The sequence below is a fragment of the Methanobacterium lacus genome (assembly GCF_000191585.1).
Taxonomy (GTDB): domain Archaea; phylum Methanobacteriota; class Methanobacteria; order Methanobacteriales; family Methanobacteriaceae; genus Methanobacterium_B; species Methanobacterium_B lacus.
In genome coordinates this window covers 1393041-1410298 of sequence record NC_015216.1, presented here as the reverse complement: position 1 = coordinate 1410298, position 17258 = coordinate 1393041, and the positions used below count along the sequence as shown (strand labels likewise).

Genomic DNA, 17258 nt, shown 5'->3' with positions numbered 1-17258 from the left:
TATTTTAATTTTTAAAAAAATTGAGAATTTAATGAAGATTTTCTTGGTTACAAATTGATTAAGAACAAGAAGTAGATAATCAATGCTACTATAACAATCACTACGTTTGTTACCAATCGTTTCAAAAAATTATCTCTAAGATACTTTACATCAACAAAGACTATTAAAGCTACAAATAGCAACACAAAAACTATATTTACTATTATATTTGCCATTAAACACCCCAATTATTATATAATGATCAGTGGAGCACTTCAATGTTTTGTTTTAATATCCATACAACGGGGGGGGTATTGTTAACAACAATTTGACTGGATGTTGATGAATTTGATTATGGAGTGTCTGGTAGTAACTGTTTAAACACTATTTTCAAACAATTTAACCAGAATTTATTCATTAAATTCGTTACTCATGTAAATATCCTTTAAGAAGAAACATATTACAAAACCCAGCAGGTTCATTATTAATGCAGCAATGAATACGTTATGGAGTGCTGTGACTAGTAGTGTTGATGCCATATTTGCTGTGCTATTTTGCAGGTTGTAATTCAGTGTGGTGTTCATAATTGAACCTAGAACTGCTAAACCAATAACACTTCCGAGTTGTTCGAAGTACATCGACGACGAAGTAACTACTCCTAAATCCCGTTTTGAAACCGCATTTTGGACTGCAATCATGAATATTGGCATGGCTAATCCTGCACCTATACCAGTTATGAGTTCGTAGATTATGAGCTCAAGGTTCGTTGTGCTGGGGGTGAGTGTTGATAGTAGGAACATTCCGAGGGCTCCTGTTGCAAAGGAGACGATGGCCAGTTTTTTGTAAGTACCTGTTTTTGAGATTATTTGTCCAGATAAAATTGCAGTCACTATCATGGAAAACATCAGGGGAGTTAGAAACAAGCCTGAAATTTGAGGACCCATTCCCTGAACCAACTGAAGAAAAACAGGTATATAAACTGTTCCTGCTAGGGTTATGGCTCCTAAAAGAAAGACTGAAACAGTTGAAACAGTGAACACAGAATTTTTAAACAGGTATAATGGTAATACTGGTTCTTTGGCCGTTTTCTCAGCATATATAAATCCTGCGAGCATGATCAACGAGACAAGCCATAGTAGCTCCACGTAAATTGGAGCGACAGTACTCTGCTGGCTGAAGGTTAATGCAGCCAGAAACGATGTTAAGGCAACTGTAAAAGTTATTAGGCCATTGTAATCAATTATTTTATCTTTAACAATAACTCCTAATTCAGGAAGGTAGGGAATGATTAAGCTAAGTGTTATTATTCCTATTGGAACATTTACAAAGAATATCCATTGCCATCCAAGGAAATCTGTTATGAATCCTCCGAGTGTAGGGCCGACCACAGTTGAAATACCGCCGGCCACACCAAATAAACCCATATATTTTCCTCGTTGTCTTGGTGGGAACATTTCTGCAATTATTTTCTTTGGCACAGTCACGATGATACCTGCACCCAAACCCTGCAGAGCTCTAAATAGTATGAGTTCGCCCATGTTTTTGGAAAATCCGCATAGAACAGATCCAACTATAAAAACCATCAAGGCAACTATCAATATTTTTTTGCTTCCATAGAAGTCTGTGAGCTTGCCAGAAAGCATGGCAGAAATAATTACAGTTGTGAGGTATATTGTAAAGGGCCAAACATAGTACTTTAAACCACCTAGACTTGCAATAATTTTAGGCATGGCAGTTGTGGTAATTGTACTGTCTATTGCAACAATTAAGAGACTGATAATAAGTCCAGATAATATCAATTTGTAATGTTTTATAAGATTATTTTGAGTGTTTGTAGAGTTCATGGATATTTTCTCCATATCCAGCTCAGTTTCTATGCTGGATTTTTTTAAAGGTAAATTAATAATTTTGTGTTGAAAATTTTTTTTGAGAGCCCTGGCTAACCTTGTATAATATATTTAGAAAAGTTAGCCTAGTTGGCTTAATATTAAACTGTTATCTAAGTTATTTGATTGATTTTTTTAGTTTCTCGAGTCTTTCTATCAAGGATTCTATTGAGTCTTGGTAAGGTGTTATATCCTCTTTATTTGCGTCTTCCATGTATGATACATGCCAGTTTATTGCAGTTAATGAATTTTTTAAGGATATGGGTAGTGGATCTCCATTTTTTTGTGATTGGAAGTGTTCAAATAAATTAGTCGTAACAATATGTCCCTTTTTTGTTAATTCATATCTTCCATCTTCTTTTTTTGTTATTAAACCTTCAGATACCATTTTTTTTAGCATGGGATATATTGATCCTGGTAAGAGTTTTTTTGATTTTATATCTGTTTCTGGATGGGGATGTTTATGGGTGTCATTGTGCCATTGTACCTGCAGATCGTAGTGTGCTTGGACATTGGCCATGATTTCAACACCGTTACTTGGTCCAGTTTCATCTAATACATGAAGTATCCACATCCTCAATTCTCCAACTTGTTTCATTTCATATTCTCCCAGAATTCAAATTCTCTAAAGATATTAATATCAACTTTTTGATATCAATAATTTGATATGAATTACTTATATACCTTTGGATAATCTCAAAAGTTCTTCAATAAAATACCTTAGAATTACCAATTTTAACATAATAGATGAATTCATCTTTCAATCATTTAAAATCAATATATACATACTTTAACCATAAATTAAATCAAAAAATAGGATTATTAGCTGGACATCATTGATAAATTCATTAGGTTTCGGTTGTTTACTTATTCCTCATCAATGTTTTAATAATCATTGCGAACTCGAAAAAAATATCCCACAATTAAAACATAAATTATCTTAGGTTACTATTTGGATAGGGGTGAAAAGTAATGGTTGAAATTAAGTGGAAGCCTGTTTCAATTGGTTTAGTAATTGCCATTGTAATAGGTTTGATCCTTGGAATTTTAACATCTTGGGGAGATTTATTAGGCTATTTAATAGGATCAGCAGTTGTTGCCTACTTGGTAGGTGGGACCTACAAAAATGGAGTGATCTATGGAGCAATCGTTGGTTTGGTTGCTGCAGTGGTTGTCCTAGTAGTAGGTTTAATGGGTTTGAGTGTTGCCTATACCACTAACCTGTTTTTAGTTGGATGGATAGCAATATCAACAGTCATAGTCCTTTCCATAATTATTGGAGCAATTACGGGTGCAATTGGTGGAATAATAGGAATAATAATAAAAAATAGAAGCAACTGATATTCGGGGGCTAATGCGATCTTAGAATTTTTAAGCACGGATTTAAAACACTATGAAATGAAATGACAGAATCATTTTGTTGGTAAACGGGTTTTTACTTAGTTATCTATGGGTATGGTGAAGTAGAAGGTTGAACCTTTTCCAAGTTCTGATTCTGCCCATATTTCCCCACCTTGTTGTTGCACAATTTTTTGTGCTATTGATAGTCCTATTCCTGTTCCATCATATTCTTCACGAGTATGTAGTCTTTAGAATATTGTAAATATTTTATCCAAGTGGTCAGGGGACATCCCAATCCCATTATCTTTGATACTGAATAAATATTGGTTCTTTTCTTTTTTTGCAGATACATGAATTTGTGGGGTATAAAATAAAAAAAGGATTAAATAGGGATGAACTTTCTACTTATATCCATAGAATCACTTAGATATAAATTAAACCAACTAATGTCCTGAAAGATGGAACTAAACGATGTTAAATGTTGTTATTAAACGATATCTTAAATCTTTAATTAAAAAAAGGGTTCATTTAAGAATAGAAATAGAAAAACTAGAATGCCCCACCTCCACCTCCACCAGAGCCTCCACCAGCCCCACCTGCTCCTCCTCCGCCTAATCCTCCAGATCCACCAGTTACATCATGTCCTATTATATAGGCTTGCATTGCTCCATATGCTCCCATGTAGGAGATTAAGGTTGTTCTAAATTGTTTGTATTCACTTGAATTTTGGAAGATGTAGAGTGGAATGTTCAAAAGATCCTCCTCTGGAAATTTTTTCCCAATTAACTTCGTGATATTATCCCCAACACCCAGGGCAGTTCCATAGATGATGTAATTATCAAAGGCCTTCGGATCTTCATAATGTTTTGAATTTTTCATGTATCCCTTGTAAGTCTTCCAGTTGGCTCGGTACTCCTTGCCAATATCAGTCCATTTTACATTGACTTTGGAAGTAATGAAAATGGATAGAATTGAAACTGGAAGCAGTAATATCCCGGAATAGAAAGAGTAAGTACTCCCAGGAATGGGATTGTTGTAGGTCATTGCAATTATGAGAATGGAACCTAGTAGGGTGACGAAGCCATAAATATACATTCCAAGGTTATTTCTCTCGACAAACATGGTCTTTAACCTACCACCTTTGAGTTTTTTATTAACCTGCTTTCTCCAATCCAGGAACTTCTTTTTAAAATGGGCTTTTTCAATGTTGTCACCCATGTTATCCATATGTATGATTCCGTTTTTCTCAAAATTCCTAAGGAAATCTAGAACAGTTTTTTCAAAACTCTTAAGATGCTTAACATCCTGATTTTTATTAATTTTAAGTTTAAGACCTTCCTCTTCGTAATAGTAATGATCCACAATTAGGTACCTTCTTTTTATCAGGTCCATTATGGTTGCAAGGAATCCATCAATTCCAGGATCGCCTATTTGTTTTGAAATTCCGTTCCCACAGATTGCGTTTACAATTGCGGGAGGATCATTTTCTGGCAAATTGCCTGTAGATCTACCCTTAGTTCTGAGTTGGCCTCCCCATGATTGGTATATTATGTAGAATGGGTAGATCAAGCTGATCAGTACTATCAGCGGCAGTATGGTGAATAGAAATTCTTCAAACCATACCATGTTAGCATAATCATGTTGAATATTCTCTATGGCAAGGGCACCATTTTCATTCACCTTTTGACCTTCACCATAACTTGTAAACTGATTTAAGGGAATGGCCATTCTTACTTCATACCAGTTATTCCTTGGTATGTTTGTACTGGTCACCAGAAGATTTGAATTGTTCCATGATGAATTTTCTGTTAGATATGGGGGATTAAACCAATATTTAACTCCATCTTCAGATCTAAGATGTACCACTGTGTTTACACGGCCCACCGGAACTTTCCAACCTTCTCCCCAGACTTTGTACTGAAGTTCTGCAACATCGTTATAAAACTTCACAACGTGAAGCATATCATAACTGTAAACAACATCAATATCCCTGTCCTGAATTGGAATTGTTTTTTCAGGGTCTTCAAACAGATAAACATTCAGTTTTATTTGATTACCAGTATTCTCTGTTGTGTAGTTGTAGTAGGCACCAGTCACGTTAACCCTGATGTTATCGATGTTTTCATAACTTTTAAGGGGTATGTTTCTGTTAACACCATTGTAAGTTCCTGTAAAATGGTAATGGATTATCTCAGTTACATGCAGTGCACCATTATCCCCAACAACCAAATCCATATTTGCCCAGGGTATGGAGTAGTTTCTATCATCCGCATAAACTGAACACACAATTCCAGTTAACATGAGCAAAATAATAATCGCTGTAAATATTATATTTCCCTTGAAATTCACAATTCGGTCTCCAAACTTGTAGATCATCAATAATTTTACTTAAAAAATTTTAATATTCTAAACAGTGTAGATTAAATTACTATAGAAGAGTTGGACCAATTACAAATATAAATACATGGCATAATAGTGCCAATTATTTCATACGATACTTTGGCAAAGTACTGGGCTAATGTTATTAGAACCACATATTTGGATTAACATACAATGTGATTTGGACAAGTTATTTGAGATTTAATTAATTATTAGGTTTGAAATTTTTACGATGTCTGTAAGCAGGTGTGTAGTCAGATTTAAATACATTGATACTAAACCTTTTCATAAATAAAATCTGTTTAATGAATTTTTTGGATAAAATAAAATTTAGAAGGGGGCGGGGGATTATATCGATAATAATGGAATATTTGAATGGTATAAAAGGGTTAAAAACCAGTAAAATAATGTTATTTGCCCTGGTTTTAATTGGTATGGTACTTATTTTTTCAAATGGTATGGGTGATGCTTCGGCAGTTTCAGTTAACGACACCTACAAACCAACCATCAGTGCTGTTGACCCGGCAAACAATGCTGTGGGTATTTCCACATCTAAGACTGTTAAACTAACATTTAGCGAAGCTGTTAAAAAGGGGAATATGTGGATAGAATTTAAAAACAGCAAAGGACAGGCTGTGCAATTCACATCTAACCTGACTGGTAAGACACTCTACATCAAGCCAAAATCTCAATTGGCACATCAAACCAGTTACACAGTAACTCTCCATTCTGGCAGTATTAAAGACCTGGCTGGAAATGGAATTGCATTGTACTCAACAAAATTCACCACCGTAAAAGCAACTAAAACCTATTCTGATGGTCAAATAAAGTTTAATTATCCAGCTACATGGCACTTAGATTCGGATTTAAAAGATGGGGATAAAATTTTGTTCGGCATGAAATATTATGGCACATTATCTCCTCAATTTCAATTGGAAATACAAAAAACTCCTTATGGCATGAGTGACCAGGATATGGAGGCTTCAATGATATATACTGAATATCCAAAGGGTTATACTATTATTTCCAAGCAGTGGTATACTTTAAATGGAAACAGAGTATATGAAGAAGTTTGTACAATCAAACCCGATAAATATTGCCCTGTAACTCTGGAAAACAAGGAAATGACAATTATAAAAAATCACAAAATCTACACATTTGATTTTACAGCACCTCTAAAAACTTTTTCAAACTCAAAAACAGACTTCAACACTATTGCACAGAGCTTCAAGATCCTATAAAAAAACAATAATCTACATTTTCACTTTTTTTAAAATAATCTATTTTTTTTATCTCTTGAATTACTCATTTCCTATTGGCATATTACCTATCAATGATTTATTTTTTTATAAAACTCCAACCAATTCATAGATAAATTTATATAATATAACTTTTAAATGGAAACTTCGGATTCATTAACCTATTCAATCCATGGAAATCCCAAGGATTTCTGAACAAAACTGTAAAAAAAAATCATTGTATTTGTAAAAGAGGGACCTTAAAGAAATGTAGTATGATTTAAAAGTAGAATGGAAATATAACCAATATCAACTATTTAAACCGTAATTCAAAGTATGGGAGTTTTTTTTAAATATTAAAGCATTATCATAGGGTTGCCATGCTTATCAGAGTACTGCTTTGAATTTGCTAAATTAAAATTTAAAGAGAAACAGGGCAAGATCCATTGAAGACTTGCCATTACGAATTTAAAAAAATACATAAATGAAGATTTAGTATTTGATGTGAGGTGATGCAATGAAGATACGCCCTATTATGGGGATATTAATCATATGTTTAATGTTACAGTACAGTATGGGTGGTTTGTGTGCAAACGCAGTATTATTAAACGATTCACAGGGTGTGAATAACAGCGTCACTGTTTCAGAGAATACTACGGCAAACAAGTTAAATGCAACTGCTAAAACTACAGATAACAACACCACAGTTAACAACACAACTTCAAATTATAATAAATACCCCTTGAATTGTCCCAAGTGGGAAGATTACAAAGATAAATATAGTTCACCCATAACGAGCTTCAAACACTACTTGAGCGATCTCGAGGAGTTAGTAAAGAACTTCAAACAGATTGATGATAACAATGTTGCACTCTCTAAGGCTAACTATGAAAATAACACGGGTTACTTCAGTGGAAATCCGGTGAGCGGTGATACAGATTACAGGTACATGCCAACCAGTGAACTGAACGAAGCTTACGGTGCAGCATCCCTTGCAAAATCAAGGATAACCATAGCAAACTCGTTGAGCACGAGTTTACAATCCCTATACACCATAATATCAATTGTTTTAGGAATAGTGTCCGGTATTCTCGGTGTAATAACTGCCATAGCAGGTGCAATCACAGCTGCAAGTGGAGGTGGAGCTTCACCATTTTTAATTGTCTGTATAACCTTCACAGCAATATTGGTGGCCACCACCATAGCCATTGGTACCTGTACTGTTGTCATGACCCTTACCAGTTCAGGTATAAATGAAGAGTCTTCAAAAATTGAAAACCGTCTCGTAATGATGAATGCAGAGTTAATCTACAGGGCTACATTACCTGTAAAATGTACTGAAAATCTAGCCAGTGCAAACGCAACAGTTCTCAACCATACCAATATGACTGACAACTCTTCAACAGTTAATCAAACATTTAACAACACCACAGTTCTCAACACCAGCATCAACATGAGTCTTAATTTGCAAAATTTAACAGTTTCAAATGGAACGAAACAGAACAACACAAACTCTAGCAAAACTAACTCTACAAATGGAACTGTTTCAAAAAATATCATTGGAATTAACGATGTTTCACCTTCAACTGCACCGATACCAGGAAATGTAACTTCCACACGTTCCGGAACATACCTTGATGAGATCTACAACGTTGATTTGTCAGGATTACCACAGGAACCTTCAAAACCACATCCAAAATGGTATCAATTCTGGAAGTGGATTGAATACGGAGCTCAATACGTGGGATGGATCGCTAAAGTAGCAGTCTGGGGAATAAACCACACTGAAACATTCAACATAATAATTGGAATGTCCAACCACATCATAGATGATTCCATGAGTTTGAACGATTAAACCCTATATTTCAACCTTTCTTTCTTTTTTTTTGTAGATAAAATTTGAATTGAACTACTTAATTTTGTTAAGATCCAGTGCTGGAAATTTCAAGAATTGCATATGAAAAGAAATTTATGAAGTTAAAATAAGCCTGATCAACGTTGATTTCCTGTGTTGGATACACCTAAAAAAATTCTTCGAATGGTTTTGAGTACTTAAGTACACCGTTCACACGGCTTAGGGTATCGGGTACCAGTTCATACACCATAAAAACATCTTCAGGTACTTCAAAAGGATGTTCTATCCTGTTTTGCTCTGCAGAAATGAAGCCAAATCTTGGATAGTATCCTGGATGTCCCACCAGTATTATGATGGAATGGCCATGATTTCTACATTCAATAATCCCGTTTTCAACAAGTTTGGATCCAATACCCTGTTTTTGATATTCTGGTAAAACTGCTATGGGGGCGAGTATGAGTGCTGGGAAAGATTCTTCATCATTTTCAATGGTTAATGGGCTGAAAAGTATATGGCCAACCACTTTATCTTCATGAACAGCCACCAATGAAATTGTATCCATAGAACTTCTAAGCTTATCAACTAGGGTGGCTTCAATATCGGTTGGAAATGCTTTGAGATTTATTTCCCGCACTGCTTCGTGATCCTCAATTTTTTCATTACGTATAATCATAAACTAACAACCCTCAAGTGTTTATTATTAATTTATATCCCAGATCATTTATATAGTGGGTTCTTGAGGGTTTATTAGTAAAATTTTAGATCCACAATCCAAATATTCAATGGAATTTTATAACTGAATACGTTGATCATGAGGAATAAACAAGCAGCTTGATTGTTCATAAAATATTTTTTATGAAATAAACAAACAAGTTTAATCCGATTAGGCTATAAATCTATTAATAGTCTTTACAGTGATGTTTAAATTACAACATCAATTTAATGGGATAAATGTTGAACTTATGACATTCAGAATGCTTTGGTCCGGTAATTTATTGAATTTAAAAGAAAAAAATTAAAGAAAGAAGGGAAGTTATTATACGTCCCAATATGCTGTTTTAACCTTTTTTAAGCTGTTTTCTTAGGTCATTCCAGTAGTACCATGTCACAGAGTGTTTGGTGTAAACAATGTCCACATATGGTTTTCCTTCCATTGGTGGGCTGAGTATTCGGATTTTATTTGCGGTGATCTTCTTTAGATCCATCCAATCACTGGCACCATTTCTGTAGTATTTTTTGGTTTTTTTGTTGTAGTTGTAGTAGTATGTATGGATGTAGAAATGGTTTAGAGCATATTTGTACACTTTGTAGGTGGCAGCATCTCCACTTTGACCTCCACCAGGATATTTAACCATAAATTTATCTGTCACTTGTTTATCGGATACATGTGCCGCAGATACAGCAGGTGCGGCTTGAAGTCCAACAACTACCATTGCAAAAAACAAAGTTAAGAAAATTAATTTAGTTTTTATTCATATCCCTCCAATATTTTTTTAACAACCCTAAAAATTTTTTGGTTCTCACAACTAGCAGAAATCCTAACTGACTCTAGAAATCATGGCAGGTGGTTGAATAAAATAAAAATGTTAAACACATACGTGTTTTCAGTGTATAATGATCTATGATGTTTATGTAACTGCTAATTGTTTCAATTAACATTTTATATATATAAACACACCAGTATATAAAATTTTATCATACCTACAGAAGCTGATCAAAACAACTGAAACTTCGTATGAAACCATAATAAAACATATTAAACCTTGAAACAATATTATAATCCGGAGTTTAGAATTATATGTCTGATAATATATTTATTCTGTGTATAAATTTTGGATGTTTTTATCATGTTGGAACCAGAACAGATCAAAGAATTCTTTAAAAATGATAAACTTGCAGCCTACCTTGGAATTGAACTTGTCGATGTCTCTGAGGGGTTTGCAGTTTCAAAGATGGAGATCAAAGAAGAGCACTTAAACGGTATCAACACTGCGCATGGAGGGGCCATATTCACACTAGCAGATTTCACATTTGCTGTGGCAGCCAATACACACGGAACTGTTACAGTGGCAATAAATGGGAATATGTCTTTCATGAAAGCAGCATTTAAAGGTGGAATTTTAACTGCAACAGCCACAGAAGTTTCCATCAATCCCAAACTCGGAACATACACGGTCAACGTCACAGATGATAATGGAGATTTAATAGCCATATTCCAAGGAATGGCCTACAGAAAACGGGATAAAATTAAAATATAAACTTTCATTATCGATAAATTATTTAATTAAGATTTGAATCCAACTATTTTTTTTATGTCCCATGTTCCTGCTTATAATCCCGTCCAGAACCCTTATCTTATGTGGATGACAAATATATTTTTAACATTCCTATGATGAATACCATTTTCTGGGGTGGATAATTTTGAAAAATGATGAAATTATCAGATTTTTAAATGAGGATTTCGTGCGGGAACTCGAAGCTACAATGATATACGTTTACAATTCCTTTGTTATGGAGGAATGCGACCCAAGCCGTGTAACAGAAGCCATATCAGTAGATGAAATGAGGCACATGTGGTGGCTTTCAGATCTCATAACCAAAAGGGGTGGAAAGCCCACAATGGAACATAAGGAACTGGATTTTGGGGGTAAAGATCTCAAAAGTCAGCTCGAGCATCAGATACAACTCGAAACCAATGGCATCAACAGGTACACAGAACAGATCAAAATAATCGATGATGAAGAGGTTGTCGGAGTTTTAAAACACATCTTGGATGAGGAAAAACGGCACAGAAAAGAGTTTAAAACCCGGCTTGAAGGACTTGATTGACGAGAACCTTTTCAAAATAGTTACTCTTTTTAATTCATTTTTTTTTTAATTAGCTTAGTTATCACTTACCATAATTATTTATTTAATTCATAAAATAAGTTCCAATGAATTTTAAAATATAATTATGGGGTAAACCTGTATAAAGCGATAAATAACATATGGCAAAGATTAGCCACTCTTCTTGGACCAATATTGTTAACTCTTTTTGTGAGCATCAAATTCACAGATCCTAATTTTTCCTGGCTGGCCTTTTTATTCTGGATTCATTTACCACTCATAATGATACACGAAACTGAGGAGTACATTCTATCCCCAACAAGATTGAAAAATTTGCCAATTACGATACAGTACTGAGCAAGGATCCACCAGAGGAAAAATTACCATTGTCCCCTGCCTATGGATTATTCGTTAACATATCCATATGTATATGGGCTATTTTGGGAGCATTACTTGTAAACTTCTCACCATGGTAGGTATGGGATTAATATTCTTCCAATTACTCATAAATGGTGTACAGCACACCATAATATTCCAGATAAAAAAAACAGGATACAATCCAGGGTTTCTAACTCCATGGCTGGTTTTAAATCCATTCTGCGTAATAACTATTTTCTATGCCTACTACATCCATGCCTTAAGCTCTCTAGATTGGTTACTTGCAATAATATTGGGAGTTGGTTTTATAGGAGTATTGTTTGCAAAAACCATGAGTAAACGTAAATAATTGCCTTCTTCAATTTTTTTGATTTAAAAATATGATTTAATTTTTTTTAACTTTCTAAAATTATTTTTCCAGTATTTTTAGCATTTTCAAATTTAGGATCTAATTTTAATGCTTTATCATAACATTTTATTGCTTCTTGATGTTTTCTAAGTTTATCAAGCATTACTCCCCTGTTGTGCCATGCTACAGCATCTTTTGAATCAATTTCTAATATTTTATCAAAGCATTTGAGTGCTTCCTGATTAAAATTACGTTTTGAAAGAGCAGCACCTTTATTATTTAAAGCTTTAATATCCATCGGATCTGTTATAAGATCTTTTTCAAAGGATTTTATAACATGTTGATAGAGATCCATCTCCTTAATAATCCCATAAGTTTCATAGATAGTTGTTAAAATGAAGACCATCACAATAATGTATGAATATTTATTGCTTCCATGATATTCTGGCGAAGAAGCTTGATTAAGAATTAATGTGGTCACAACAACCAGAATTATTGCTGTTAAAATTAAATAAATCATATAATTATAATATTTCATTTTCAGGAAGATACCAGTCATAATAAGCCAGGTACTACTTCCCAAAATAAATAAAAAGAAAATGTATGTGATTGATAATTTTTGATCAGATAGTAAAATAGAATATACAAATAATGACAATAATAAAGATAATCCCCCGTACACTATCCATTTGTAGCTACTATCCATGTAATCCCTTGTTCAAATAAATAACGTTATATTATTTTTCCAGATAATAAAGCTTAGGAATCTAAATAAGGGAATATTCATTTTTTGATGATAAAATAACCATGAAAAATACTATTTATCAATTTTAACCATCTTTACTTCAGCATTACAGTATTATAATAAATGTGTTATTGATCATTTGGAACATTTTAATGTTTATAAATACTAAAAGTTGATTTAAAGATTGAGGATATTCAATTAATGGGTGGTTTGATGGTTTCAAATAACGAGATTAAGCAAATTCTATCAGAGAGGCGGCAAGGAATTTTTCGAAATGGATATTTGGTATGTGATACTTGCCAAGGTGTGTATGAGCTAAAGGATGGAGAAAAACCTGATGACTTCAGTGAGGAATGTGAATGTGGAGGTCATTTATCATACACAAGAACTTTAGAACTTGGTGAAGAAGACCCAGATGAGGATTTCTTTGATTCACCTACTTTAAATTGGTTGAGTAAACGTAGAAATATCCTAAAAATTAGAATTGTACTTAGTACAATTACATTTCTATTCATAGGGGCGTTTTTACTTATTATGATATTGATGAAATGATTAATAATGTTGAAGGTTAAGATGAGGATTTATTATATGAGTAACAATAAAATAATTTTTAATATGTTATTTTCTTCAATAATATTATACAACAAATACAGTATGTTATTGGATACTCCAATTAAATATGAGATAAAAGGAAAAATTCTAGTGACTTAATTGTTGATGTTAATTGGTATAATTTTTCTTATGGTTGGTTATATATGAACATCAAAAACTTCAAATATTTCTGTCGGTTAATTGCTGTAAATCTAATGTAATTTAAAATAGCAACGACTGTATACATAATATAACGATTTGTTTGATTAATAATCCTCTAAAAAAAACTTTCTTTACTACCTCATGAATTTGATTAGTAAAATAATAGATATAATTGGTATGAGAATGCCAGATAAACTTATATTATAAATAAAATGAGCAAGAACAATCCAAATAATATTTATAATCCAAATTAAAAAATAGTGAGTTTTTAATGTTGTTTCATTTTTCATTGAGCCTGAACTTTTTATTAAATCTACTAAGTTTCTGATAAATCCATTAAAAAAATAAATCCACAATATTGCACCGGGGATTAATGTAATGAGAGTTAATATGATTTGAAAGTTCAAATTCATGAATACATAAAATCTTGGAATCAAAATTGTTCCTAATATAATTAATGCTATTGAAAAGTAACCCGATAAAATTTTTCTTCTATATTCATCAGGGATCTTATATTTATTTTGACTAATTTTAATCATTTTAACTCCAATTTGGATATAATTCTGTTTCATTTAAATTTATGTTTCTATCACTGCAATGAATGATATAACATCCCCATGATTATTAAAAACAATATATGAAATGAGTTATGAGTTTATCGAAGTTAAAAAAGTTATATACAATTATTTTATGAATATCCTAAAAATAGATCAAACTATAAAAAATTGATCAAGAACTTAAGAAATAATAAATTTAGATGTAATAAATGAAAGCTATACGAAAAACCAAAATTTAAAGAGAATAAATTATAATAATAATATTAACCCTTTTCTGTTAAATTATTATTAAAGTGATATAAAATGAATACAAATTATATGGTACTGTCAATTTTGGGTTTAACTTTTATAGTTTACAATAGTATTAGACTTAAAAAATATGGTCAATCAGGTAATATGCGAGCATTTATAATATATATCGTATTTGGTTTTATTCTGATCATAACCTCAGTATGGGGTTCTATTTTTTTATCATAGGTTAAAAAATCCAAAGATGTTCCTATCCAAGAACTAATAAATCGATAAATGATCAGACAACACACTGTTATTAAATAACATCTTGTTATTTTTAATATAGATACGAATTTAAAACTTTGAAGTTAAATTGAGGTTCATCATATTTCTATTCAGCTCTCAGAACGTATCACAGTTAAGTTTGCAGCGAATACAGTGGTTAAGAACTGTAAAAATGGTGATATGAATATCATGAGAATTATCCAACCTATGAAACTTGCAACAGGATCGTAGAGTATCATGGGAAGGCCAAAATGGGCCATGTCCGCTGTAGGTCCCCAAATCATTGGAATTATTCTGCCCCATGCAATTATCATCATTAGAAATGTAAATCCTGAAGTTATTAGTGAATATTTAAATATTTTATTTAAAAGTGTTTTAACACTTAAATCTGGACTGTACAGTCGTTTTGAAACGTACCATCCCACTGGAAATCCTAACAGTATTGAAAAGAAGGGCACAGTCATTCCTAACGGCCCTAAACATATTAGATCTACTATTATGTAAATAATGAAAGCTTTTTTAAAATTCAAATTCCATAACCAGTCCATTTATATTTCACCCAGTATACAGTGTATGGATTGAATTGTGTACATAAATTTATATAGCTTTCTATTTCATTGTAACATTCCCTATTTTTTATTATCTTGGATGATTGGCTTTGATGAAGTTAATTATTTCCCTACGAACATCATCTGGCAGACCTCTAAATGGTCTGGGCTTCATGGTTCCAAAGTAGATATCCTCGAACACTAGTCCCTCAAATTCCACTGCATGATCGTACCTTGGAATTAGGTGCCAGTGAACATGGGGATCAGGTGTTTCTTTAAGGTAGGATGCATTCATAAGCGATCCCCAGTTGAACAGGGTAACATCAAAACATTTCTTAAGGGTTTCTTCCATTTCTCTGACTAACTCTCCAAAATCAAGCCATTCCTCCCTTGTGAGTCCTGAAAGATCAGATTCGTGCCTGTTTAAGGCCACCACACATGTTCCAATATTGCTCTGCTGTGGAGCTAGAAAAATTATCCAGTGTGTAGTTTCCATTATGAAATCGCCAAAATCGTACTTCTCAAGTTTTTTGCAGTATGAACAATCCAAACACCCATTCCCCCATAAAATACATAATGTAATTCATAACTTCAATACTTTTTTGTACACACTACCATAAATAATTCAATCATGAAATTTAGTTTATACAACTAAACTGCAGAGTTCTAAACTACTCCACTACTTGTATTTCCATATCCAATGGATGGGGGTCATGTTTAACACTAATTTAAATATTATTTCATCCAGATAATTCAATGTAAATAATTGGTTTAAATTTGAACATTTGCTTAAAAGTTTGCTATGAAACATGAAACTTTTTGAAAAGGGGTAATTTTTTGTGATGAACAATTTTAAACTACAATCTATATCAATACTCTTGGTACTGTTGTTATTTTTCAGTCTGCTTTCATTCGGTATTTTATTCCAAATATTGAGTTTAATTCTGTTTGGGGCCATGATAGCCTATATTGTAAGGCATTTAGCAGGAAAGTTACATCCATTTGTAAGGTTTGAAACGCTGGCAATTTTTCTGGCCATGATTATACTGGCAGTACCCATAGTACTGGTTGCCTACTTCACAATTCACCAGCTATTCCTAGTTGCAGTTGATATTACAGGTGCGTTACCTGCTCCAAATACCAATACAACTATGATTAATCAAACTATGGTAAGCAACGATGTTCAAAGTGCAGGTCCAATAAACGGTGTTGCAGCCAACTTATTGGATGAAATTGCTAACCTGGTTGCCCAGTCTGTTGTGTGGTTGGTTGGTCAAATAATTTCCTTCGTGGCATCACTTCCAGCACTCTTCACAGATGTTATTGTGCTTCTGTTTTCGGTGTTCTACTTTGCCAAGGAAGGGGATAAATTCGTTGGATTCATAGAGGATCTCCTACCAAAAACTCCCACTTTCTCAGAGATCTACAGCGAGGTTGATGCCATCTTGAAATCCATCATGATAACTAACATCCTCTGTGCTGTGATCCTTGGTTTACTATCGGTGGTTCTTTACTATATACTGGGATATCCTTACATTCTTTTATTGGGAATTTTAACGGCATTTTCAGAATTTGTACCTGTGGTTGGGCCCTGGATAGTGTACGGGGCCCTCGGAGTTGTGGACATCCTAACAGGCAATCCAGTCAGGGGAGTCATAGTGATCGTTGTGGGCTGGCTCATTGACACGGTTGTTGACATGTACATAAGACCCAAGCTTGCAGGTGAATTTACCAATGTACACCCCCTAATATTCTTGGTGGGATTTTTATTCGGAGCATTAACATTAGGACTTCCAGGACTGTTCATAGGTCCTTTAATTGTGGGAGTAACCTACGTACTATTTGAGAAGTACAGGGAAGAGAGATTAAAAATCAACCAACAAACAAAATGAGGGTAAAATAAACGCT

Annotated in this window: 17 protein-coding genes and 1 pseudogene; 8 read left to right on the top strand and 10 right to left on the bottom strand. The window is 33.4% G+C overall.

The genetic code is table 11. From position 1 onward, the window contains the following. Positions 1–389 precede the first annotated feature (389 nt). Positions 390–1823 carry an MDR family MFS transporter gene (locus METBO_RS07010; protein WP_013644998.1) on the bottom strand — a complete coding sequence of 478 codons (1434 nt, stop codon included), beginning with the start codon at positions 1821–1823 and terminating at the stop codon, positions 390–392. 160 nt (positions 1824–1983) lie between these two features. Further along, a complete protein-coding gene (locus tag METBO_RS13885; RefSeq protein ID WP_013644997.1) occupies positions 1984–2463 on the bottom strand; it encodes a PadR family transcriptional regulator in 480 nt (159 codons plus the stop codon). A 374-nt stretch (positions 2464–2837) separates the two neighbouring features. Here METBO_RS13885 and METBO_RS07000 point away from each other — a divergent pair, with 374 nt between their 5' ends. Then, the gene (locus METBO_RS07000; protein ID WP_013644996.1) at positions 2838–3206 is read left to right on the top strand and encodes a DUF5518 domain-containing protein; all 369 of its coding nucleotides are present in this window, start codon (positions 2838–2840) and stop codon (positions 3204–3206) included. Between the two features lie 98 nt (positions 3207–3304). On the opposite strand, the pseudogene METBO_RS13940 reads toward METBO_RS07000, so the two are convergent. Together METBO_RS13940 and METBO_RS06995 are read right to left on the bottom strand one after the other, a co-directional pair. Continuing rightward, positions 3305–3562 (bottom strand): annotated as a pseudogene (locus METBO_RS13940) (sensor histidine kinase). A gap of 193 nt (positions 3563–3755) precedes the next feature. Further along, positions 3756–5555 (bottom strand): DUF2207 domain-containing protein, encoded by a 1800-nt coding sequence (locus tag METBO_RS06995; protein ID WP_144017536.1) that lies wholly within the window; start codon positions 5553–5555, stop codon positions 3756–3758. 392 nt (positions 5556–5947) lie between these two features. Here METBO_RS06995 and METBO_RS06990 point away from each other — a divergent pair, with 392 nt between their 5' ends. Beyond that, complete coding sequence (locus tag METBO_RS06990) at positions 5948–6826, top strand: Ig-like domain-containing protein (protein WP_048186394.1); 879 nt, start codon at positions 5948–5950, stop codon at positions 6824–6826. A gap of 514 nt (positions 6827–7340) precedes the next feature. After that, positions 7341–8678, top strand: coding sequence for a hypothetical protein (locus METBO_RS06985; RefSeq protein ID WP_013644993.1), 1338 nt, complete (start codon positions 7341–7343; stop codon positions 8676–8678). A gap of 166 nt (positions 8679–8844) precedes the next feature. Here METBO_RS06985 and METBO_RS06980 read toward each other — a convergent pair whose 3' ends face one another. Together METBO_RS06980 and METBO_RS06975 are read right to left on the bottom strand one after the other, a co-directional pair. Next, positions 8845–9351 carry a GNAT family N-acetyltransferase gene (locus tag METBO_RS06980; protein WP_013644992.1) on the bottom strand — a complete coding sequence of 169 codons (507 nt, stop codon included), beginning with the start codon at positions 9349–9351 and terminating at the stop codon, positions 8845–8847. 385 nt (positions 9352–9736) lie between these two features. Beyond that, positions 9737–10111 (bottom strand): hypothetical protein, encoded by a 375-nt coding sequence (locus tag METBO_RS06975; RefSeq protein WP_013644991.1) that lies wholly within the window; start codon positions 10109–10111, stop codon positions 9737–9739. Between the two features lie 414 nt (positions 10112–10525). Between METBO_RS06975 and METBO_RS06970 the strand changes: the two genes are divergently transcribed. The 3 genes from METBO_RS06970 (at position 10526) to METBO_RS13935 (ending at position 12231) form a co-directional block, all read left to right on the top strand. Next, positions 10526–10936: a PaaI family thioesterase gene (locus tag METBO_RS06970; RefSeq protein WP_013644990.1), complete on the top strand. Its 411-nt coding sequence runs from the start codon at positions 10526–10528 to the stop codon at positions 10934–10936. A gap of 163 nt (positions 10937–11099) precedes the next feature. Continuing rightward, on the top strand, positions 11100–11507 hold the full coding sequence (locus METBO_RS06965) for a ferritin-like domain-containing protein (protein WP_013644989.1): 408 nt from the start codon (positions 11100–11102) through the stop codon (positions 11505–11507). 466 nt (positions 11508–11973) lie between these two features. After that, a complete protein-coding gene (locus METBO_RS13935; protein ID WP_013644988.1) occupies positions 11974–12231 on the top strand; it encodes an HXXEE domain-containing protein in 258 nt (85 codons plus the stop codon). A gap of 46 nt (positions 12232–12277) precedes the next feature. On the opposite strand, the gene METBO_RS12765 is transcribed toward METBO_RS13935, so the two are convergent. Beyond that, a complete protein-coding gene (locus METBO_RS12765; protein WP_013644987.1) occupies positions 12278–12937 on the bottom strand; it encodes a tetratricopeptide repeat protein in 660 nt (219 codons plus the stop codon). A 252-nt stretch (positions 12938–13189) separates the two neighbouring features. Here METBO_RS12765 and METBO_RS13880 point away from each other — a divergent pair, with 252 nt between their 5' ends. Beyond that, complete coding sequence (locus METBO_RS13880) at positions 13190–13528, top strand: hypothetical protein (protein ID WP_013644986.1); 339 nt, start codon at positions 13190–13192, stop codon at positions 13526–13528. Between the two features lie 335 nt (positions 13529–13863). On the opposite strand, the gene METBO_RS06945 is transcribed toward METBO_RS13880, so the two are convergent. From METBO_RS06945 to METBO_RS06935, 3 genes are all read right to left on the bottom strand, one after another. Further along, positions 13864–14268: a hypothetical protein gene (locus METBO_RS06945; RefSeq protein ID WP_013644984.1), complete on the bottom strand. Its 405-nt coding sequence runs from the start codon at positions 14266–14268 to the stop codon at positions 13864–13866. Positions 14269–14912: 644 nt separating this feature from the next. Beyond that, positions 14913–15350 carry a hypothetical protein gene (locus METBO_RS06940; RefSeq protein WP_013644983.1) on the bottom strand — a complete coding sequence of 146 codons (438 nt, stop codon included), beginning with the start codon at positions 15348–15350 and terminating at the stop codon, positions 14913–14915. A gap of 91 nt (positions 15351–15441) precedes the next feature. Then, positions 15442–15900 carry an HIT family protein gene (locus tag METBO_RS06935; protein ID WP_013644982.1) on the bottom strand — a complete coding sequence of 153 codons (459 nt, stop codon included), beginning with the start codon at positions 15898–15900 and terminating at the stop codon, positions 15442–15444. 292 nt (positions 15901–16192) lie between these two features. Here METBO_RS06935 and METBO_RS12760 point away from each other — a divergent pair, with 292 nt between their 5' ends. Next, positions 16193–17242, top strand: a complete 1050-nt coding sequence (locus tag METBO_RS12760) for an AI-2E family transporter (protein ID WP_013644981.1) — start codon at positions 16193–16195, stop codon at positions 17240–17242. The last annotated feature ends 16 nt before the right edge of the window (positions 17243–17258 follow it).